Annotated in this window: 18 protein-coding genes and 2 pseudogenes; 12 read left to right on the plus strand and 8 right to left on the minus strand. The window is 52.8% G+C overall.

Annotated features, from left to right (window positions below; all coding sequences use genetic code 11):
* The first annotated feature begins 21 nt into the window (after positions 1-21).
* From R5M92_RS04025 to R5M92_RS04040, 4 genes are all read left to right on the plus strand, one after another.
* Positions 22-708, plus strand: coding sequence for a metallophosphoesterase (locus R5M92_RS04025; protein ID WP_346798035.1), 687 nt, complete (start codon positions 22-24; stop codon positions 706-708).
* A complete protein-coding gene (locus R5M92_RS04030) occupies positions 686-1192 on the plus strand; it encodes a hypothetical protein (protein WP_346798037.1) in 507 nt (168 codons plus the stop codon). The genes R5M92_RS04025 and R5M92_RS04030 overlap by 23 nt, the downstream gene beginning before the upstream one ends.
* Positions 1193-1242: 50 nt before the next feature.
* Positions 1243-1494: an ADP-ribosylglycohydrolase family protein gene (locus R5M92_RS04035; protein ID WP_346798039.1), complete on the plus strand. Its 252-nt coding sequence runs from the start codon at positions 1243-1245 to the stop codon at positions 1492-1494.
* A 146-nt stretch (positions 1495-1640) separates the two neighbouring features.
* The gene (locus R5M92_RS04040; RefSeq protein WP_346798040.1) at positions 1641-2273 is read left to right on the plus strand and encodes an ADP-ribosylglycohydrolase family protein; all 633 of its coding nucleotides are present in this window, start codon (positions 1641-1643) and stop codon (positions 2271-2273) included.
* A gap of 811 nt (positions 2274-3084) precedes the next feature.
* On the opposite strand, the gene R5M92_RS04045 is transcribed toward R5M92_RS04040, so the two are convergent.
* The 6 genes and pseudogenes from R5M92_RS04045 to R5M92_RS04070 form a co-directional block, all read right to left on the minus strand.
* On the minus strand, positions 3085-3270 hold the full coding sequence (locus R5M92_RS04045) for a YkgJ family cysteine cluster protein (protein WP_417339058.1): 186 nt from the start codon (positions 3268-3270) through the stop codon (positions 3085-3087).
* A 76-nt stretch (positions 3271-3346) separates the two neighbouring features.
* Positions 3347-4990: a GTPase gene (locus R5M92_RS04050; RefSeq protein ID WP_346798042.1), complete on the minus strand. Its 1644-nt coding sequence runs from the start codon at positions 4988-4990 to the stop codon at positions 3347-3349.
* Entirely contained in the window at positions 4990-6756 is a 1767-nt protein-coding gene (locus R5M92_RS04055; RefSeq protein WP_346798043.1) for a dynamin family protein, read from the minus strand. Before R5M92_RS04055 ends, R5M92_RS04050 begins: the two co-directional genes overlap by 1 nt.
* A 6-nt stretch (positions 6757-6762) precedes the next feature.
* Positions 6763-7482 (minus strand): hypothetical protein, encoded by a 720-nt coding sequence (locus R5M92_RS04060; RefSeq protein WP_346798044.1) that lies wholly within the window; start codon positions 7480-7482, stop codon positions 6763-6765.
* Between the two features lie 14 nt (positions 7483-7496).
* A complete protein-coding gene (locus R5M92_RS04065; RefSeq protein ID WP_346798045.1) occupies positions 7497-8360 on the minus strand; it encodes a GTPase in 864 nt (287 codons plus the stop codon).
* A 411-nt stretch (positions 8361-8771) separates the two neighbouring features.
* A pseudogene (locus tag R5M92_RS04070) lies at positions 8772-9490 on the minus strand (transposase).
* Between the two features lie 32 nt (positions 9491-9522).
* On the opposite strand from R5M92_RS04070, the pseudogene R5M92_RS04075 reads away from it, so the two are divergent.
* Positions 9523-9921: pseudogene (locus R5M92_RS04075) on the plus strand (transposase); the annotation flags it as partial.
* Here R5M92_RS04075 and R5M92_RS04080 read toward each other — a convergent pair.
* A protein-coding gene (locus R5M92_RS04080; RefSeq protein ID WP_346798047.1) for an IS5 family transposase occupies positions 9908-10767 on the minus strand; the annotation gives its coding sequence in 2 pieces (ribosomal slippage) (positions 9908-10119 and positions 10119-10767; 861 coding nt in all). The pseudogene R5M92_RS04075 and the gene R5M92_RS04080 sit on opposite strands and share 14 nt — an antisense overlap.
* Positions 10768-11075: 308 nt before the next feature.
* Between R5M92_RS04080 and R5M92_RS04085 the strand changes: the two genes are divergently transcribed.
* From R5M92_RS04085 to R5M92_RS04105, 5 genes are all read left to right on the plus strand, one after another.
* Positions 11076-12293, plus strand: coding sequence for a GTPase family protein (locus R5M92_RS04085; RefSeq protein WP_346798048.1), 1218 nt, complete (start codon positions 11076-11078; stop codon positions 12291-12293).
* A gap of 227 nt (positions 12294-12520) precedes the next feature.
* Positions 12521-14041, plus strand: coding sequence for a DUF262 domain-containing protein (locus R5M92_RS04090; protein WP_346798050.1), 1521 nt, complete (start codon positions 12521-12523; stop codon positions 14039-14041).
* A 4-nt stretch (positions 14042-14045) separates the two neighbouring features.
* Positions 14046-16022 carry a DUF262 domain-containing HNH endonuclease family protein gene (locus R5M92_RS04095; protein ID WP_346798052.1) on the plus strand — a complete coding sequence of 659 codons (1977 nt, stop codon included), beginning with the start codon at positions 14046-14048 and terminating at the stop codon, positions 16020-16022.
* Positions 16023-16129: 107 nt separating this feature from the next.
* Positions 16130-16366 carry an opioid growth factor receptor-related protein gene (locus R5M92_RS04100; RefSeq protein WP_346798054.1) on the plus strand — a complete coding sequence of 79 codons (237 nt, stop codon included), beginning with the start codon at positions 16130-16132 and terminating at the stop codon, positions 16364-16366.
* A gap of 18 nt (positions 16367-16384) precedes the next feature.
* On the plus strand, positions 16385-16645 hold the full coding sequence (locus R5M92_RS04105; RefSeq protein ID WP_346798055.1) for a hypothetical protein: 261 nt from the start codon (positions 16385-16387) through the stop codon (positions 16643-16645).
* A gap of 19 nt (positions 16646-16664) precedes the next feature.
* Here the strand turns inward: R5M92_RS04105 and R5M92_RS04110 are convergent, their stop codons facing one another.
* On the minus strand, positions 16665-17897 hold the full coding sequence (locus tag R5M92_RS04110) for a PcfJ domain-containing protein (protein ID WP_346798057.1): 1233 nt from the start codon (positions 17895-17897) through the stop codon (positions 16665-16667).
* Between the two features lie 334 nt (positions 17898-18231).
* Between R5M92_RS04110 and R5M92_RS04115 the strand changes: the two genes are divergently transcribed.
* Positions 18232-19956 (plus strand): nuclease-related domain-containing DEAD/DEAH box helicase, encoded by a 1725-nt coding sequence (locus R5M92_RS04115; RefSeq protein WP_346798058.1) that lies wholly within the window; start codon positions 18232-18234, stop codon positions 19954-19956.
* 94 nt (positions 19957-20050) lie between these two features.
* Complete coding sequence (locus R5M92_RS04120) at positions 20051-21142, plus strand: DNA adenine methylase (RefSeq protein WP_346798060.1); 1092 nt, start codon at positions 20051-20053, stop codon at positions 21140-21142.
* Positions 21143-21146 lie beyond the last annotated feature (4 nt).

Below are 21146 nucleotides of genomic sequence, written 5' to 3' on the forward strand. Positions count from 1 at the left end.
GCAATCACTAAGGAGGGGAGCATGTACGATCTGATTGGCGATATTCACGGCTATGCCACCCCGCTCAAGCACCTGTTGAACAAGCTGGGTTACACCGAGCGGGATGGCGTCTGGCAGCACCCCGAGCGGCAGGTGGTTTTTCTGGGCGACTTCGTCGATCGCGGGCCGGAACAGGTGGAAACCGTACGTATTGCGCGGGCTATGGTCGAGGCTGGGCAGGCTCTGGCAGTGATGGGAAATCACGAGTTCAATGCCGTGGCTTGGGCGACCGAAGATCCCGAGGCCCCAAGTCAATACCTGCGTTCGCATAGCGACAAGAATCGGAACCAACATCAGGCATTTCTCGATCAGGTCGGCCAATACTCGGAGCAACACCGCGATATGATCGATTGGTTTCGTACCTTGCCGCTGTATCTGGATCTCGATGGGCTGCGGGTCATCCATGCTTGCTGGCATCCGCCGTCGCTGGAGAACCTGCGTGACTACACGGATGAACAACAGCGCATCCTGAAGGATGCCTGGCCGGCATTATGCCGAAAGGGCACTGTGCCCTACGACGCCTTGGAAACAACCGTCAAGGGGCTGGAGGTTCCACTACCCCAGGGGCACAGGTTCTTCGATAAGGACGGCAACCCGCGCCACCATATCCGTACCCGCTGGTGGGAACTGGAGCGCTTGACCTATAGTGCTCGCGCAACAGGAATTTGAGGGAACGCGCCGTATCGAAAACATCGGCGCCACCTTTCTGAACAATAATCCCACGATGAACTCGCTGGACTTCAGCCAGGCTGTCTGCGAGTGGGGCAAGGGGCCGCGGGTTTGGAGTTATCTGACTCGACATTACCGATTACCCGATCTGGAGCAGGCCCTGGATGACTGGCTGGCAATCGCGGCAGCCACAGACGACGTTGCCAGTGCCATTGCGCCGGGTGTGGCCATCAAGGGGCTGGGTGTCTCCTTTGCCAGCAAACATTTACGAATGCTGGACCCGTATCGGTATGCCGTACTCGATGAAGTGATCAGCGAGGGGCTGGGATTTGCCATGAACCCCACAGGCTATGCGCTCTTTCTTCGCTGCCTCCATGAGTTTCTAGCCAGGCATGGGCTGCCGTATAGCGTGGCAACACTGGAATCGGGGCTCTTTTATCTGGCTCGCCAGCAAGTACGGGCCAGGCATGATCAACCGGCCTAGGACGACGCTGGTACGGACCTTGGGAAAATGATCAGGCAATGCAGGGAGCGATGATTAGCGAACGTAAGGCAGACGAGACAAGAGGGCGCTTTCGAGGCTGCCTACTGGGAGGGGCCGTCGGCGATGCCCTGGGTGCCTCGGTCGAATTTCTGTCGCCCGCGGAGATTCTTGAGCGTTTCGGCTCGGAAGGGATCACCGACTATGCGCCGATCTACGGCGGGCTGGGCAGAATCACTGACGATACTCAGATGACGCTGTTTACTGCCGATGGATTACTGCGAGGCTGGGCGTGGTGCCATTAAGGGCATTACGACGTATCCGGGGGTAACCGCCCATGCCTACCTACGTTGGCTACAAACGCAAGGCGGAGCACCGATTAATGACCTCATGATCGGTCCTAGTCAGCTCGGTTGGGAGCCGAGCTGGTTAATCTAGCAGCGGGTACTTCATGACCGACGTGCTCCTGGAAATACCTGCCTTTCATTGCGGGAGATACCGTCCTTGGGTGCGTGGGCACGCAACAACAGCAAGGCTGTGGTGGGTCACGCGCGTTGCTCCGGTCGGTCTGTTTGGGTGGTATTTTCGACAGAGCCAAGCCTCGGAAGACGTGTTTCGTCTGGGCGCCGAACTGGGGGCATTGACCCATGGCCATCCCACGGGGCAACTGACGGCAGGCGTTTTCGCTGTCCTGGTCCTGAGCATGACTGATGAAGCGAGCCTGGCCGAGGCCTTGGTAGTCCCGAAAGCCTGCCTGCGACAGGAGCCTCATCATGAGGAAACGCTGCGCGCCATTTTGCAGGCAGAGGCCTTGGCGAACACCGGGACGCCGCATGCCGAGGCGATTGCCGGAAATCTGTTGGCGGTCTGGCTGGGGGAGCACAGCATACCGGCGAAATGGATGAAGCCATTGGAGCTACGCGACGTCATAGCCGAGATGGCTGAGGATCTGCTGACCTTTCCCGCCTGGGATATCGACGATGCCGTCAGCAATGAAGCGGAGTATGAGCTCATCTGGCGAAAGTATCCGGGGTTTGATCTCCAACAAGCGCCGGAGCTGATGATTGGTTTTCGAAGCGATTGAGATACGTTACCTGGCTGTGTGGATGCATGGAGTAATAGTTCGTAAGCTAGACCGTTACTCTTTGGAACCGCACAGCCGTGCGGTCCCGAAGAGTAATGGGTCATGCTATGAACCACTGCCGGAGGATGATCCATGGCTCAGATTCTTCACAAACGCGCCACGACCACGCACGCCATCCGAAAAGAAATACAGCGATCGACGGATTCGGTCGCGACACTGAGCCGACGCTACGGCATTAACCCCAAGACCGTACGCAAGTGACACAACCGGGACAACGTCGAGGTTACCCGCATGGGTTCAGGGTACCGCGCTCCCCGTCGCTGACGCCACTGGAGGTAGCGGTTGGCCATCGCCTCTACTAGCGACACGGCATCAGTCAGTTACCCAAGGCTGGCGACCAGAAACGCGAGAAAAAACTATTTAAGCGTTACCCGATCGGCTACCTGCATCGATATCAGCGAAATCCGAACCGGTGCAAGGCCTGCCTGCTCATCGCCGTGGATCGAACCTCCAAGTTCTTCCATGCATAGTTATACCGGAAGATGACGAGGCAGATCGCCGCCGATTTCCTTGAGGATACGCTGAGAGTCCTGCCTTACCGTGCCCACGGCCAACGGTGTGCAGTTTGCGAAGAAGGCCGGGACAGAAGCCTATAAGCAGCATATCTTCTATATGGTCTGCTACCGGCACAGGATCGATCACCGGCTGACCAGTCCCTTCCATCTCCGACCAACGGGCAGTAGAGCGGATGAGGCGTACGATCGAGGAGGCGACGACCCCGCACATTCCATTACATCCGACTTTAGGCCAATCAAGCCTCTTGAAGCTTTTTGCAGGCTACCTGATTCAGTTCAACGAATTCGTTCCACGTCATGATGAGCCGGTAGTTCTTTTTGTATTGTCGATCAACCCGGCAGATGTCTGGCCGCTCGGCATAGATCTGGCATTGCTTCAGCACTTCGTCGAAATGCACACAGGCGCCGTCTCCACGATCCATACCGGCTGTTTCAGGGAGCAGGTGGACACGCTTGCAGCATTCCCCACATTGACTGCAGGGAAAGCTCTTAGGCATCTCAGGCATACGTTTTCACAGCTGCCAGACTCTCAACGAGAGAGGCTCGGTCTTCGCTGCGCTCGCGTTGTGCTTCGGAGAAGCTGTTGCGAATTTCTTTCAGCTTGCCGTTGACCTCTGCAAAGTTGTTTCGGATGGTTTCGTCTACAACCCTGAGAATAGAGTTTTTGAACTCCCATGCAATATCCTCGCTTAGACCACGAATCGCTTGGTTTCTGCGCTCTTCCATCTGCTCACGCTGGCGTGCTTCTTCACGAATACGCTCTTCTTCGGGATCATTCCCGAACATAGAAAACAGTATTTGGCCGGCCTGGACGGCAATGCCGATTGCCGGCACGATCTTATTAACTATCTGCTCACCTATTTTCCCCATGGTGACTGGACCGATACCTTTGAACAGGCTGGGCAGCAGGTCCTTGCCCACCGTCATTGCGCTGACGATATGATCAGGTTTAAGGACTGCCCCAACCTGCCGGATGCCGGCCTCCAGCATATTGAAATCGATACCTGCCTCTTTGTTGGTTATTTCTGTAACTTCATCACTCGATGCCAACTCGAATTCGTGCTGCGGCGCTTTTATCTGTCCGCTTACCCTGATGCTCTCCAGTACATCTTCAAGCATTACCGAGGCTTCAGTAGCCAACCTGCGGAGTTCTACCTCAAGCTCGGAAAATACCTCAGCATTGGAACCCTTTACTAGCTCTGCCACTTTGGTCTGAGCGCTATCCGGATTGTCCGAAATGATGCTGAAGGAGCGTTTTTCTATGAAGGCAGACTTCGCCTCAATAAGCCCCTTCAAACTGGATCGCAAGTGGACCTCGCGTTGAGCAATTTCCGAAAAGAATGTGTCAATCTGCGAAATATAGGCGGAGTCGTTCTGCTTATCGAGCAGATCTAGCGTCTCGTTGAAGAAGGTACTTAACTCCCTGACGAAGCCTTCCACGATATCGCTCTGCCTGACCGAATTCAGGAACTTATACAATTCGCGCTCAAGGTGCGGCAACCCAGAATTGGTTAGCAGATTATCCTTACTCTCCAGTTTAGCCTTCAGGGCGGTCTTGGCATTGACTTCAAGGATTGGAATGGCCTGTAACACCTGCTGCCGGCCCCTTTGTCGGGCCATTTCCTGGAAACGGTGGCGCAGTTCATCCTTGAGTCGCTCGGCGTCTAGCGGTTCCAACCTGTTCTTGCAGTTGAGCACCAGAACAACTTTTTTATTACGTTCAACTAGCTCAAGCAGGGTAGACAGAGTGTTCGCTTCCTCAAGCACTCCAAGCGGATTGACCACGAAGATCACGGCATCGGCCGAATACAGCTGCTCCCGAGTCACCGCTTCATGGCTTTTGGGAGCATCAATACCGGGTGTGTCGAGGATTTCGAATTCACGCCACTGATATTTGCTGATCCTGTCAGTCTCTGGTTTGTCGGCTACCTTGGCTCGGTCGGCCTCACCGAGCAGTGCATTGATTAGAGTGCTTTTGCCAGCATTATAGACACCATAGACCATGATAGAGACATCAGGGGAAGAGCGTTTTACTGCAACCATCTTACGGATCGGGGCTAGCCCAGAGGGATTGTATTTCTCGCATACACCGTCGATGGTTTCGAAGGCGGTGAAGGCTTGGGATAGAGTGCTGTCTTGCATCATTGGTTTACCTGCGCGAGGTTTTCAAGATTATCCATTAGCTCGGTCATGTCGCGGTCTAGAGCACCGCAGTATTCCAGCATGGCCGTGCGAAGTGGGCCGTAGAGCGTATTGACATGTTCATCGAGCAGGCGGGGAAGAATATTCGAGTAGTTTTCTATGGCTGCCTGACGCTGCTCTTCACGATTGTCGCTTACGACTACTTGATGGCGGCCATATTCGGCACTGGCAGAGCGACCGACCATACTGGATGCACTGCCCACTGATGCACCTATCGCGGCCCCCGCAGGACCACCTAAAAGGAAGCCTGCAGCACCCCCTAAAAGGGTTCCGCCCAGTCCCCATAAGCTTTTATTGCCCTCGCGAGTACCAACAAAATACTCTTTCTCTTCAGTAATTTCCCGATACTCGGGAATACCGCTCAGGCGGCTACTGTCGAATGCCTGCTTAAGGCCTTGTTGCTGCCGCTCGCCGATCTTGTTTAAGGCTTCTATAGCCAGCTGGGATATTATCTCGCTTGCCTTCTGACGAAGCGCATTTTCCAGATCAGCGTGTTCGTCAATGAATACCTGATTGATATAGGCTCTCATCTGACTCGATCCTTGAACGCCCAAGCTGCTCAGCTCGCGTTGCAAGTCATCGTTTTGCTTGCCAATGCTATTGGCAAAGCCACTGATAATCTCACGCATACCGGCGAGATCGTCAGCAGTAACGCGGATCGAGTGCCTGAGATTCTCCATCGGCATGTTCAGTTTGATGGACAGAGCTTGGCTAGCACAAATTACTTGTAGTTCGTACATCAACCTGCCCATGCCGCTCTCGGCGATGCCCTCAGGGGTCATGTTGCGCTCTGCATAGCGAGTGGAAATGGGTAGTACCTCTGCCAAGACGCTGGAACTGTTTTGTAACTGTTCCAACTCACCATTAACATACTCAACCTGATCCCGGCGATCCAAAAGATCCTTCATCACCACCATTGTGACCAAGTTGCCTTCCTCATCCTCGTCTTCGTTGGTAGTGTCGCTGCCGGTCAGAAGAACCATGATCTTCTTATTGCTGTTAAGCAGTTCGGTTATCTCCTCCATGTCCGATGCACGCCCCGGTGCTTGCGAGCTCATCGTATAAAGAATTAGATCCGCATGCTCGGCGTACTCCTTGGCGAGGTCACCATTTTTGGCATTAACCGAGTGCAGCCCAGGAGAGTCGACCCATGTCAGGCCTGGAAGTTTGAATCCCTGAATGGAACTAGTGGCCTCGGTTGCATTGACCCGAAATTGTAAGGTTTTCTCAGCCTCTTTATCTTGGTCGCCGCTAGCTACATTAGTTTGCTCGGCAGAAAAATAAGTAGGGCTTAGGGATTTTTCCTTAAGTTCAGGTGTCGGCTCACTATGTCCCCAAGCCATGTAGTTGCCGAGCGAACTCTTACCCGATTTCACCTTACCGTAGATGAACACCAGCAAGGAGTCGCCAAAATCTTTCCGAAACTGGATACCTTTAGAACGAGCAGCGGCTTGCTGCTCCCAGTTATCAAAATTTTTCTCCAGTTGGCCTGAAAGATTGTATGCCAAAGACTGTAACGGATTTTCCGATCCGATCAATTGGACGAATCTTTCGTTTCGTTGCTTCAGCTGTTCGCAAAACCTTTTTCGCAACTGATCAAAATCCGACTCCTTGTTCTTAATGTCGTTTTTTTTGTTATCAAAATCTCTCTGAAGAGCTTTGAACGATGCCATTAACTCAGCTCGGGAAGTGGATTCTTTTTGCATTTTTGATTACTCTTCCCGCTCGATATTGATCTTGATCTTGCTTTTGAGTTGTTGCAGGCGTTCGATGCGATTTGAAGCTGCGCGAGCTTTCTCGCAATCCTCTCGTTCGCCATCACTAAGAGATATATAAACGGACTCCTCGGCTAGCATTAGTGACACCCCAACATTGCCAGTTAGCATTGATGAATAGGAGGGTTTTTTGTCAGATATCGGTTCGTTTCTTGAAGACAAGCTATCAAGCACCCGTAGGTTAGTGAGGAAAGCCTTTATTTCTTTTTGGGTGCAATAGTATTGTGAGGTTTCATCTGTTCTCAGTATTGATATTACTGCTTGGGCATATTCAGAGGTGGCTAGCTCCTTAGACTTAAGGGCTGACTCTAATTTCTTAAGAGTTAACTTTCTTCTAGCTCCTGGTAGCCTAGATTCCATCCTCCCCAAGGAATCATATTCACTCTCACTTTGTACTACTATTTCTAGAGGTTTCCCCAATCCCTCTGCTGAGCGAGCCAAGAGGGTATGTGCATATTCCAGTCGACTTTTCTTGAGGTTTGCCAAGTGAGTTTTGAGGCTCTTGCGTTGACGCTGGCGCTCAGCTTCGCGCTCCTGCTCACGGCGCTCTTCTTCGCCGCAGGTGTACGATGAATCGTCATCGTCGTCAGATACAGCTTTTACGACAGCCGCTGCAGCAGCGACGGCGGCAGCGCCGATCAGCCAAGGTAGTGGCATGAGTATATCCTTCGTTAAATACTATTAATTTTTTTCTGAATAATACTGATTTCATCGCTATGCGAATTAAACTCTTGCCTTAATTTCTCCATTATCTGATTGAAGATGCTTATCTTCTCAATATAAGGTTTCTTTAAGCTTGAAATGAACTGGCGCTCTTCTTCGATGGCTTGCTCCAGCTCTTTCAGCAACTGCGCTTCTCTCACCTGCTGTCGTCTGTAACGAGCGGCTTCAAGCTGATCCTTGATCTCCAGCGATAGCGTATCGAGATATTGTGCCAGGTTAGGGATACCACTCTTTTTTGTCAGAACGGGCTTGCTTTCGGCAATGCCTTTACGATAACGAGTGTTGGAAACTTTAAAGCAGGTAGGTTGGATGCCAATTTGCTCCTGCAGCTGCTCCATAATACGGGAGCTAACACTGTTCATGGCTCCATTTTCATCTTTATCCAACTGGCTAAGGACTATAACTAGGCGCCGATCAATTTCTTCTGTATATACAGCTTTTACTTCAATGAGGAGGTCGATTTCTTCCTGATCGAGCTCGCCTTGTAGCGCATGGACGAAAAGGATGATATCCGCACTGTCCAGCCCCTTGAAGGCTTGTTCACTGTCGTCGTCATCGATGCCGAGCCCGGGAGTGTCGACCAAAATATAATGGTCTGTTTCTAGCTCGCGATTGACGCGAGTAGTGCGTACAGCCCCCGTTTTGAAGAATTCTTGCTCAACATGCCCTGAAAGCATGTTGAGCAAGGAGCTCTTGCCGGCCTTGACCAGACCCCATGCAGCAATACGAGGTTTTTCACCGAGCACAGATACTGCTAACAGATTACTGCAAGCATTTTCCAGCTGTGCCAGCACTTGTTCTCTTTCGCTCATGTGATGTCCTATTTTTAGTTAGGGGCAACTTGGTGGCTTGCATCGCGTTTAGCGGTGTCGAATAGATCCGCCGCAGTCTGTCCAGCTTCCGCCTGATTTCTTCTACCTATACTATGATCATGCACGTGGGTCTGATCGTTAAGAGCCCAATTACTGGTAGAGCAGTCATTCCACCAGTATCCCGAATGCCAGCGTGAGTCCTCTCTTGAGAGATATCATGGCGTTTCCCTGCGCGTGCTAAACAAACATCGGCAGGCAAACTAAAGACTTGAGCGCGATATACAGGCCGCCGCAGCTGCATGGTAGCCACCGGCGGGGTAAATCTGTCTATCTCGCCACCGTCTGACTGAGCCATCCGATGAAGCAGATCTCTTTCGCCCATGTTCTGGTCAAGTCAGAGCGGACACAGTTTCAAGCCGCAACTGCCAGTTCGATTTCCCTCGGCGTCTGATAGGCCAAGGTCGAGTGGAGTCGGCAGCTGTTGTACTCCATCTCGATATAGTCGATCACATCCCGCCGTGCCACCTGGTGACTTGCATACCGCTGGTCGGCCAGCCACTCGCTTTTCAGTGAGCCAAAGAAGCGCTCCATGACGGCATTGTCCCAGCAATTCCCTTTGCGGCTCATCGAGGCTTGGAACCCATGCCGGACCAGCGTGCCCCGGTACTCATGCGACGCGTATTGGCTGCCGCGATCGCTATGATGGAGCAGGCCCCGATGCTAGTCATCAGGGCCACGTCGTCGCCAGTCATAGAAGCCACTCCGACTGACCTGCATAACCCGACACAACACGACCACGGGATAGGTGGCCTTCTCCGACTCGACGAACTGGTATCTCAGCTCGACTCTTTGGCGAAGAAGGCCGCCGCCTTTTTTAAAATATCCTTTTCAATCTGAAGCTTGCGGACTTCTTCACGGAGCTTCTTGAGCTCGGCATCGCGATCGTCCTCCCGCCGCCCCGGGCTGCCGGAGGCCTGCTGACGGTGCTGACGGCACCAGCGATCCAGTACGCTGCGCTCCACGCCCAAGCGCCGGGCGGCCTCCGATACGGAATACCCCTGATCGCTCACCAGGCTCACCGCATCCGCCTTGAACTCATCGGAAAATCGACGTCGAGTCTTCTTTGTCATGAACACCTCCATTGCCTCCATTATGAGGCTTATTGGGGTGTCCGCTCCAATTAGACCAGTTCACCCAGGCAGAACATCAGAACAAGAAGAAGATTACTCGCCGCGAGCGGTTCCTGGCTCAGATGGATGCCTTGGTGCCTTGGCAACGGCTGATCGAGGCGCTATCGCTATCCTACTTCCCGACTCGGCAGGCAAGCGCGGCCGGCCACCCATCGGCCTGGAGCGCATGCTGCGAATCCATTTCTTGCAGCATGCTCGCTGACGAGGCGCTCGAAGACGCTATCTACGACACCCAGGTCATGCGTGACTTCATCGGTATCGATCTGGTGATCGAAAGCGTGCCGGACGCGACCACGCTGCTTCGCTTACGTCACTTGCTGGAGAAGCATGCCCTGACCCATCGGATCTTTGAGGAGATTACGCTTTATGTGAAAAATAGACTCGCAAGCAACGCTCGATGCAGGCCAGCGTGACCATGGCGCGGTAACTTTTCGCCAGCTTGTCGTAGCGCGTACAGAGTCGCCGCTTTTCCTTCATCCAGCCAAACAGGCGCTCTATCTCATTACGACGCCGATAACGCGTGCGTTCGAACAGGCGTGGTAGTCCTGGCTTGGGGCGGTGATGCATTGCCGATGCCGGATAGTCGAGCGCATGCCATACCGGTCGCAGTACTGGCGCAACCCGTCGCTATCGTAACCCCGATCGGCAAGCAGATGGCGGCAACTCTTACGGGGACGCCCGGTAAGGCCCGGCAAGCGAATCTGCTCCATGACGGGAACGAGATAGCGTGAATCGGCATGCTGACCAGGCGATAGCAAGAAGCTCAAGGGCACGCCATTGGTATCGCAAACCAGGTGGATCTTGGTCGTCAGTCCGCCTCGGCTTCGCCCAAGGGCATGGTCTAACGGTTCCTGAGAGCCCCCTTTTTTGCCGCCACCAGCGGCAGAGCGAGTCGCTCGAATCGAGGTGGAATCGGCCATCCAGGTATCGAGGTCCATATAGCCGTCTTCCCGAAGCTTCAGGTGAATGCGTGACAGGATACGTTCGAGTGTGCCGTCATCTCGCCACTGACGGAAGCGCTGGTAGACCGTTTTCCACGGGCCGAAGCGCTCGGGCAGATCCCGCCATTTGGCACCGGAGCAAAGGATCCAGAAGATGCCGTTGAGCATCTGCCGGTCATCGCGCCGTGGGCGTCCACGCCCAGCGGGCGTGTCAGGAGAAACGATATCTTCAATCAATGCCCAACCCTGATCGGAAATCTCGTAACGTTCTGCCATGACAGCACCTCCAAGCCTGATGAAGGAAAGGCTAGCAGGACGTAATTTTTCAGACAAAGCGTAATCAAACCGCGCCTGTGGCAACTTGAAAAGGACAAATGAATGGAAGCTTGGTGAGTTCGTGTATCGAGATTTTTTCTTTCACGGCTAAAGTATTTTTCTATTTTGCCGATAATTACTTATTGCAAAGTAAGTCGCAATGTAAGGTGGAGAAGCTTTCTGTTTGTGATTATTCGCTTATGTTAATAATTCTTAATTTATATAGTTAGCTTAAAAGATTCCAAATAATGGTAATGCAGGGGAGAAAAATGAATACTGAAAACTCAGGGTCCGCTTTAATTAATTCTCTAGAGGAATTGGCAAGCAGCTTACCTGAACCAGTAAAGAGAATCTTTATGGAAGAAATACAATCCATGAAGGAGATCTTTATAGAGGCCCGTCCGCCCCGTATTATGGTCTTGGGAAGAAGGGGGGCAGGAAAGTCTTCTCTAATAAACGCATTGTTGAATAAAAAAGTTGCTGAGGTAGGGTCGGTAGTTTCAGAAACTGGTAAAGCCTCTTGGCATACTATCGGTGAAGGTGACCAGCAAATAGAAATTATAGATACTCGGGGTATAGGCGATAACAGTCGACCAGAGAGCGCCAGTTTTGACGATGCAGTTGAAGAAATTGAAAATAGTATCAGGCGCAAAGCGCCTGATATTCTGATTTTTGCATGCAAATCTAAGGAAGTTGACGCTCATCTAGATAAAGATATACAAGCTATACAAGATATCCGTAATTTTGTTTACAATAAAAATGGCTACAAGCTTCCGATACTCTGCGTCGTGACGCAAGTGGATGAGTTAGATCCAAAGCGAGCCCAGTTATGGGATAATAACACACGAAAAGTTGAAAATATTAAAACCGCCTGCGGGGTCATAAAAAGCTCATTTTCTAAACTTGACGTCCCGATTATTACTGTTATGCCTGTTTGTGCTTATGCAGAATATGACGATTCTGGAATCGTAGTCGAAGAGTATGATGAACGATGGAATATTGATAGTCTAAAAGAGGAGATAATTAATAACATCCCAAAGTGCTCGCAGCTCTTCCAGGCAAGGGCTGATCAAAGAATAGATACCAAGAAGAATTATTCAAGGAAGTTGATTAAAACTACCGCAAGCACTTGCTCAGCTATAGCAGCGACACCAATACCTCTCGCTGATATTTTTCCAATAACTGCACTTCAAATAGCTATGGTTTCTGGGATTGCAAGAATTTCGGGTCGTGACTTTACAAAAGAGAATGCCTTGGATTTTCTTGGCGCCATGGGAGTTAATGTAGGTGTAGGGTTTGCCCTCAGGGAAGCGGCTCGTGCAGCTGCAAAGTTTATTCCCGGATTCGGCAATGTGGCCTCTGGCACCGTGGCTTTTATAGGAACCCAAGCGATTGGCGAAGCCGCGATACTTTACTTCATTGAAGGGGCATCAAAAGAAGAAGCCAAGCAAAAATATGAAAAAGAGAGGAGTAAAGCTGAGAAATGATCGTTTTCAATGAGAGAAGACGTACTTCTACACATGGCTCGGCATATGCTACAGAGTGAAAATAGTCCAGCAAGCTTCGAGCATAATCAGGTCGGGCTCAGAGAGTGCTCTGTGTCTGGCTCTGTCCGCTTTTAGCTGGCCGGCGTACTGTGCTTGCCCCAAGATCGATTCGCTCAAGCAGCTATGGTTTGAGAAATACTCTGTGATTATTAGAGGACATACTAAGCGTGTTGGAAGATACAGCTACCCGTGTCAGGCGGCCCCGGCGAAAAGCCAGTGTCCAGCCCCGGATCACGAATGAGATTCAGGTTGAGGTTCGAACGTTTAAAGGGCTTCAGCAGCTGGCTTACCCGCTTGCGCTCGACAGCTATCAGCGGCCCTACGTCTGGGATAAGGCCAAACTTGAACAATTGATCGATGACCTGCTGGAGTTTCAGGAGCAGGATCCCTCCCTGCCGGATTACTATATGGGTACCTTGCTCCTGCACCGAAACCGAGAGCGAGAGTCGCTTTTCGTAATCGATGGGCAGCAGCGCCTCACCAGTCTCTGCATTTTGTATCACGTGCTGCGGAGGCGACCACCACCGCGGCGAATGGCGTTTGAGTACAGCTCTTTGGTGTCGGTTCGGAATATCAAGCATGCCTGTACCATTCTGCAAGAGAAAGCTGCTGGCAGGCTGCGCGCCGAACTGTTGAACCGACTGAACTTCACCGTGATCGAAGTGGGCAACGAAGATCTCGCTTTCACTTTTTTCGATACCCAGAACAACCGCGGTGTGCCGCTGAAACCCACCGATCTGCTGAAGGCATTCCACCTACGCGCGATCAAAACAGGTAAACCACAACGGGATGAGGCCCTGCAGGAGAGTTGTGCCCGCCGCTGGGAGGCAGTTCAGGTAAGTGGGGAGAAGGGCAAACGGAGCCGTGATCACGACTTTGCTCCAGAGCTGTTTCATTCTTATCTCTGGCGTGCACGGAACTGGCGTGGTCAGAAAGTCATCGAGCGCGAGACTCACGATGAACTCCTTATGACCTTCCAGCATCAGAGCATTCCAACTGCAGTAGCGACGGAGGTGCCTCTTTATCCTGGAGTGAACAACAGGTTGGCAGCAGCGCTGACGTTGCGGCCTGACGACGAGCATTACTGGACCCTGCAGAGCGTAGACATTAACGAAAGCGCAGCCAGCTTGCCTTTCTCACTGCGCCAGCCCATCCACCAAGGGATAGGCTTTTTCCTATATGCCGAGAAGTATGCCACGCTGTTGAATTGGCTCCTGCATGATGAGACTGAAGATGCGGAAGTCGTCGCGTTTCGCGGCTTCTATAACCGGGTAGTGGCGACGCTGTCTCCGTATCTACGCGAGTTGTATAAGCTCGCCGCGCTAATGTACGTCGATCAGTTTAGCTCGGTGCAATTGATGCGCTTTGGGTTGTGGCTCGATCACGTGCTCGGGGCCATCCGCCTGCAGAAGGCTTACATCTTTGATCGCGCGCCGCTTCGCTATCTGATGGACAAGGAGCATAACCTCCTGGACGTGATAGCCGGGGCTTACCGGCCGGAGGAGGTGATCGATTTTCTGCGTTCCGATGATATGGCGACCCGGGGATATGAAAGCGCAAGGGCGCGCAAGGTGGTTCGCGGAAAGGGCATACGAGGGCGGTACCTGGATGCGCTGATGAACTATTACGGCAAAGATTCGCTCCAGGACAAGCCTCTCTGGGTCGAAGCCGCATTGGAGGCGAGATAAGAACATGGTCAGCTCTAGACGCATTACTCTCGGTTCTGTCATTGAAGAGCGGTACCTCTTCAACGTGCCAATCTATCAGCGCCTTTACGTTTGGGGGGAGGAGCAGATTCGGGTCTTGCTGGAGGATCTCAACGAGGCCTGTCACGAGCAGCGGCCTGTGTTCTATCTCGGCGGGGTCTTGGTGATAGAGCGCCCGCAGCGAGGCCTCAGCCGACGCTTCGATTTAATCGACGGGCAGCAGCGTTTCACTACCTTGTGGCTCATTAGCATTGCCTGCGAGAAATTGGCCGCCGAGGGGGCTTGCGACACCAATCATCTCAGTGATTACCGGGTGCAGAAGGTTAATGGTAGCTCTTTGCCTCGGATCAGCTTCCCTATTCGGCCGAATGTGGAGCGGTTCTTCGAGCATGTGTTGGCGGGTGAGCTGCCTGCGGTTGCGGAGGCAGTTAGCCTTAAGAATGCTATCGATACGATTGAGGGCTTCCTGCGTGACAAGATGGTCGATATTGAACAATTCACATGCTATCTCAGGGACAAGGTCGAGCTGGTTCTGACTGAGGTGCCGGCTGAAACCGACCTCAACAAGCTGTTCGAGATCATCAACAATCGTGGTGTACAGCTTCAGCATCATGAAATTCTGAAGGCGCGCCTGCTGGAGAAGCTTCCGGCCGATGAGCGCACCGCGTATGGGCAGCTGTGGGATGCCAGCGCGCATATGAGCGATTACGCTGAGCGGAACCTGCGGCAGGTGACGGAGCTCAAGGTGGCCAAGCTGTACGATCAGGACAAGGCGCATAGCGATGGCGAAAAGCTCGCTCGCGCTCGCTTGGTAATAAGCGCCCTGAACCGCGCAGCGCGGTCCGATGAGATGGAAACGCTATCGCTCGACACCATCCTGACCGGGGACGTGGAGGTCGAGGAGGTGCACGGGCGGCGGGTCGAGGACGAGCAGGGGGCACTAAGGGTCCGGAGTATCATCACCTTCCCAATGCTGCTGCAGCATGTGTTGCGCATTCATCTGATGCGCACCGAGCAGGAGGACCTCAGCCGTATTCTCGACAAGGATCTGCTTCTAATTTTCCAGCAGAGCTGGCTCCGCCACAAGCCGGATGCAGACGAGGTGCGAGACTTCCTAATGTTGCTTTGGGAAGTGCGCTACCGCTTCGACAAGCACATTATCAAATGGGTCGAAGAGGAGGACGAAGAGATCCACGCCATTCGCCGACCGCGGCTCAACCGGGGGGAGTCTGGACCCAGCCTAGTACGTGCCCCGACCACGACCAGCAAAGAACAAGGTTTTGCGCTCTTGCAAAGCATGCTGTATCACTCGCAGCAGCTCACTACGCAGTACTGGCTGACGCCACTGCTTAACTTTCTCCTGGAAGAGGGGCCGCAGCACGCCTTTATCTACCTTAAGCATTTGGATAACCATCTGCTGTGTGCCGACGAGGAAGATGGCGGATCGTTGGCCGAGCGGACCTGGCGCTTTATGGAGGACCCCTGGTTCCGCAGCGGTGAGTTGGATGTGACGGAGGTGCTGAACGAAACGCAAGGGACCAGCTTCGCACATTACTGGTTCTACAAGCTTGAGTTCATCCTCTGGGACCAGCTCAAAGATAAAAATAGTAAGGCATGGCGTGAGTTCCGTATGACCGCAAAGAATTCGGTCGAGCACGTTTCCCCACAGCAACGGAAATCATTTGACTCCAGCCGAGTCAGCGCTGAATGGCTCGATGCATTTGGGAACCTTGCCTTGGTGTCACGCAGCATCAACTCTGAGTACAGCAATAAGCCCTATGCAGAGAAGCGTGCGCGCTTTGTGGAGAAAAGCCGAGAGCGAGTGGATTCGCTTAAGATGACGCTTATCTACAAGAATAAGTTGTGGAACGATGAACTAGTCGAGGCGCATCAAAACGAAATGATTGGGCGCTTCGCCCAGTACTTCCGTGCGGTAGATCGGGGGGTTGCGAGGATAACCTGAGGCACTAACCGAGGGTCGGGGCTTATAGGATATCTGCCGCCATAACATAACATGGGCAGGCCCCTGTGGCCTGTTCCCAAGCATGTCTTTGATGCGGCGAGAGTCACATGAGTTCACAACGTACTAAGCTGATTGATTTTTATAAACATGAGGGCACCGATCATCGAGGCCGCACCCTCAGTGATCTTTGGGCTATGCCCTCATTTTGGCTGGAACATACCCATGACTATATCCAGTGGCTGTTTCCGATTCCCGAAGCGGGGCGCTTTAACGGCTTCGCGCCGCTTCTGGGCGAAGCCGAGCGCGCGGCCTTCGCTGCCGATGCGACGCTACGCGCCCATTAGCGCCATTCTTTGGACACAATGCTGGCGTTTTTTGGCCTAACTCGGCAGGGCCTGCAGATTGATGCCTTGCCCGGTCTCAATATGCGTGAACATATTTGGCTGAAGCGCGGTGGACATAACCACCTGCGTATTTCACGGATTATTCGCAGCCTGTATCTTTGCCACCAGCCGGAGTTGGCGGTGGCATTCCAGCAGGTCGTCATTGAGATTGGGACTACGCGGGGAGTGGTTGCTGAACAGTCCATTGATTACTGGAAAGCCGCCAACGGAGTCGCATGATGGCCGTGCAAGTGTCTTCTCATCCTCTTCTTTGGTTGCAGCCGCACTTCTCCGCGGACCTGCTCAGCCAGGTCTGGATTAGCTGAAGGGCCTCAGCCGAGGGCATAGCGTTGCATTTACCCCGGGCCTCGCTGAGAACCCATCCGCTGCCCTGCGGGCGGATCGCGATTGTGACCGCATCAGGTGAACTTAAGTGATAGATGGCTACTTGGCCTGCCGCGACCGTATTGTGATAGGCGCCGACGCAGTGCTGCATGCGTTGACCTTCTTGCAGCAGGGCTTCCCATGAGGCTATTGGGACAATAGCCTCATGGCCGGGAAGGGGCGGGGCAGGGTAGCTGCCATGCTGTTGGCGCAACGCCGTTGAGCTCTTGGCTCGACCATTCAGGGTAACTTGGGCATTGAGTTGTTGCACCAGCCGGTCGTGGAGTTCCTGTAGCTCTTCCGTGCTTGTGACTCGGCGCAGGGCCTGGGTGTGCCCGGCCATCATGCGTTCCACGTCGGTGAGTAGTCGCTGCAGCCATGCTGCATGGCCCGGGCTTGGGCGCTGACTCTCAATGGTTGCATCCACCAGTCCAAGCAAGCCGGGCCAACGGGGCCCTTCATAGCGCGCCAGAAAGACCAGGTGTTCCAGGTGAACAGAGGCGTGATGACGCAGCAGTCCCCCATCTTCGTGACGACTTAGGATTCGCTTGATCTCTAGCAACTCACGGCGAATCATGGGTCTCAGCGCACACCGTCTGAGCAGTTTGGCTGAGGATTTACCTCCGGGCAGGCCGACAGTGGCGCAGAGCGTGGCCTGCTTCTGGGCGAGGCGCTGGACGAAGGCCTCTTGCGACCATCCCGCCGCAGCGCCACAATTGACCAACAGGATCAGCAGCAAGGGCGACGACACCGCTAATTCGCGAGCCGCTTCAAGTTGGCCGCACACCTGGGCCAGCTCCACGCCCAAGAAGGGTGCTGTGTCGATCACCGACCGAACGTCATCCGGTATACCCAGCATCAGCGGGTCAATGGTTAACAGCATATCCCAGCCAATGCCCGGTGGCTCCAGAAAGGATCCCTTCGCTACCTGTTCCCGACCTACGTAGCTTTCCCAACTGAACGGTGCTGACGACCGCCATAGCGCTAGGTTCAGCCTGAGGGAGTATCCCAGCATCGGTTCAAGATCAAATGTCACCCGATCCTTGGGCGGAGCTGGCGCCTTCCGCCAAGGTAAGATGAAACGGCGTAGCAGGACCTTGAGGGACATGAACGCCAACCTCCAGTAGTCGAGTTAGCAGGAAATGGGGCTTGAGTTGGGTAAGGGGTAGCGTCTCATCTATATCCGACACGTTGCGTCGCAAGAGGCGGTAATATAAAGTCCGCTCGCCAAGGAAAGAGCCCCAGCGGTGGTATTATGCGCCTGGCCCAATCTCACGCCGGCTAGCGCCAGAGAGGAGCTCCGGAGCGTTGGCAAAAGCCACTAGCTCGCGAGAGGAGGTCTGATAAAAGGCCGGACAGCGACCAGTCATCGCCTTTGTTTATAGTTTTTGCCTGACTACCGATAAATACATGAGAGGTGTGCGGTCAGGAATAGTCCTGTCATGGCTTTATTCTGTAGGTGGCCGTGCAAAACAACATTAACACAAGGAGTTAGCGTGGCCACTCTGTACCCCCGCCTGAGCGACAATGAGCTCGACACGCTGCCTTCCCGCGCTGAGGCCAAGGTATACCGCTGGCTGCGTGAACTGGATTTCCCGGGCCTGCAGGTCATGCATGGGCTGGCTACCCAGACCCAAAACGATAAGGGAACTTGGGTTGGGGAGATCGATTTCCTGCTCTTTCACCCCCAGTACGGTATTCAGGTTTGGGAAGTGAAGGGGGGCGGCATCCGGCTGGATGGTGAGGGCCAATGGTGGTCAGAAGGCAACCACGGCAACATCAAGCTATCGACCACGCCGCTGGACCAGCTCAAGAAGCAGACTAACAGCCTGCTGCAGGTCATGCAGAAGGTGACGCCCGGCATTCGGTTGCCGATGGCCCCTGTCATGGTGTTCCCCGATACCCGCGCTTGGGAGGGGCAGTTGCCTGAGTTGACGCTCAACCGAGACCACCTGCTGCTCAAGGGTGAGCTGGAGCGACTGGATGCAGAGGCGATCACCAGGCGATTCGGCAACGCCGCCTGGGCTGGGCCTAGGGCCGATAATTCCTTGCCGTTGAGCAAGCAGCAGGCGAATCTGATCCAGCATCATCTGTTGCGCCCCGCCTGCGCCTTGATGACCAGCATTGCCGAAAGATCGCGAGATATCGACGCTGAATTGTTCCGTCTAAGTGAAGAGCAGCAGTGGGTGCTACGCCTACTAGAGCATATTCCGCGCATGGCTATCCATGGCGGGGCAGGTACTGGCAAGAGCTTGCTGGCGCGTGCCCAGGCTGAGCAACTGGCCCGGGAAGGTGAGAAGGTGCTGATGCTCTGCTATAACATCGCCTTGGCAGAGGCGCACCGTCAGGCATTGGCTGAGAGTGGTCTGGAAAGTATCGAGGTTGCCACCTTTCACGAGCTATGCGAATCCCGATCACGCCGTGCCGGGCTTAGCTGGGAACCACCTAGTGATACTAAGGCCTTGGGTGTGTTCTACAACGAGACCGCCCCTAACCTGCTGGTCGAAGCCTTACAGCAAAATCCTGAGCAGTGGGCCGCGCTGGTAGTGGACGAGGCCCAGGACTACGAGCCCTATTGGTGGTTGGTACTGCAGGAACTTCTGGCAGAACAGGCCCGCGTTACCCTGTTTGCCGACCCGGCGCAAAATCTATATAGCCGGGAGTACCAGATCCCATCTGATGTCTTCACCGGCATGGTGCCTTACCCCTTCACTCTGCACCGCAACTATCGCAACGCCTACGAGATCGCCGCTTGGTTGAAGCAGCGCCACAGCGCCGCTGCCGAGCCAGGAGAGCACTTGCCCAGCAGTGAAAATGCCGTACAAGTCCTTGAATGGAGAAGTCAGGAGGAGCAAACGACGTTACTAACTCAGGCGATTAGCGGACTTGAAGAGAATGGCTTTACGCCGGAAGATATTCTACTGCTTACACCATTCAAGGTCGCGAAAAGCCAGGTGCTGCAGGCGTTGGCAGATGAGAAGCCGGCCTATGCGGAGCGAATGTTTAATGTCTCGGCAGTGAAGGGCTTGGAAGCTCCGGTGGTTATTCTGTTGAATATTGGAGCCAGTGAATGGGCGAGTAATCCCCTCATTGAGTATGTTGGAGCATCTAGAGCGAAACTTAAAATATGTTTGTTAAAAAAACATGGGAGCAGAAGGACCTTCTAATCTGCTGTACAAATGTACATATCATGCTGCGCATGATATCATTGAGGTTATTGGTCGTAAATAATATTTCTATTTTAGATATGAAGGTGTGGAGATGTTACAGAAAGAACTGGATGTCTCGTTTTCTTCGCTACCGCCAGCAATCGAATTTATTGGCAGCAAACGGCAGTTGCTAGACTTCGTAATAAATGGAATAGAGTATTCGGTAGATGAAGAGATTAGAACAATTACAGATTTGTTCTCTGGAACAGGCGTTGTTTCATCTGCATTTAAGTCTCGCGGATATTCTGTGTTCGCCAATGACCATTTGGCAATATGCTACAATATGACGGCCTCATCCTTACTTAACAGTAAGGCACCTGACTTCAATGGTTTACCTTCAGATTTAATCAGGACTAAAGCATCGCCTTACCTTTCTGTCATACATCACCTTAATGTGACTGAGCCTATTCGTGGCTTTGTCTATAACAATTTTTCGCCTGCTGCTATTGATGTTTTTGGGGTCGATAGGCGATATTTCACGGAATCAAATGCTGCAAAGATTGATGCGATAAGAGAAAAAATCCATGAATGGGAGCCATACCTTGCTCCAATGGAAAAAAGCTTGTTGTTAACAGATTTGATCAGAGCTGTTAGCTTGGTAAGTAACGTGGCGGGAACTTATGGCTGCTATTTAAAGAAGTGGAAGGCACGTGCGTTAAATAGTTTGCAGTTGAAACCAAGCTCATTTGTGGTAGGTGATGATAAAAGCCACAAGGTGACGAGATTAGATGCGGAAGAGGCTGTTAAAGTAAATCAATCCCCGATAGTTTATGCAGATCCGCCATATACGAAAAGACAATACGCGGCATATTACCATGTACTAGAAACTATTGTTAGAAATGACAAGCCAGAGCTCTTCGGTAACACAGGTTTGCGCAACTGGGAAGAGCAATCCTCCGATTTTTGTTATAAGAGGAAAGCAGAAGGAGCGCTTGAAAGGTTAATCAGGACGTCTAGCTGTGATCATTTCTTTTTAAGTTATAATGAAGATGGTCAAATATCACATGATAGAATTTTAAATCTATTAAGTTCGTACGGAACAACTAATTATTTTGAGATGAAGTTGAGACGGTACAGAAGTAGTAGCCTAACGCACAAAGGCCCAACCGTGTCTGAAAGGCTATATCATCTAAGGCGTGTTTAGAAAG

This window comes from Halomonas sp. Bachu 37, from assembly GCF_039691755.1.
Classification (GTDB): Bacteria; Pseudomonadota; Gammaproteobacteria; order Pseudomonadales; family Halomonadaceae; genus Vreelandella; species Vreelandella kashgarensis.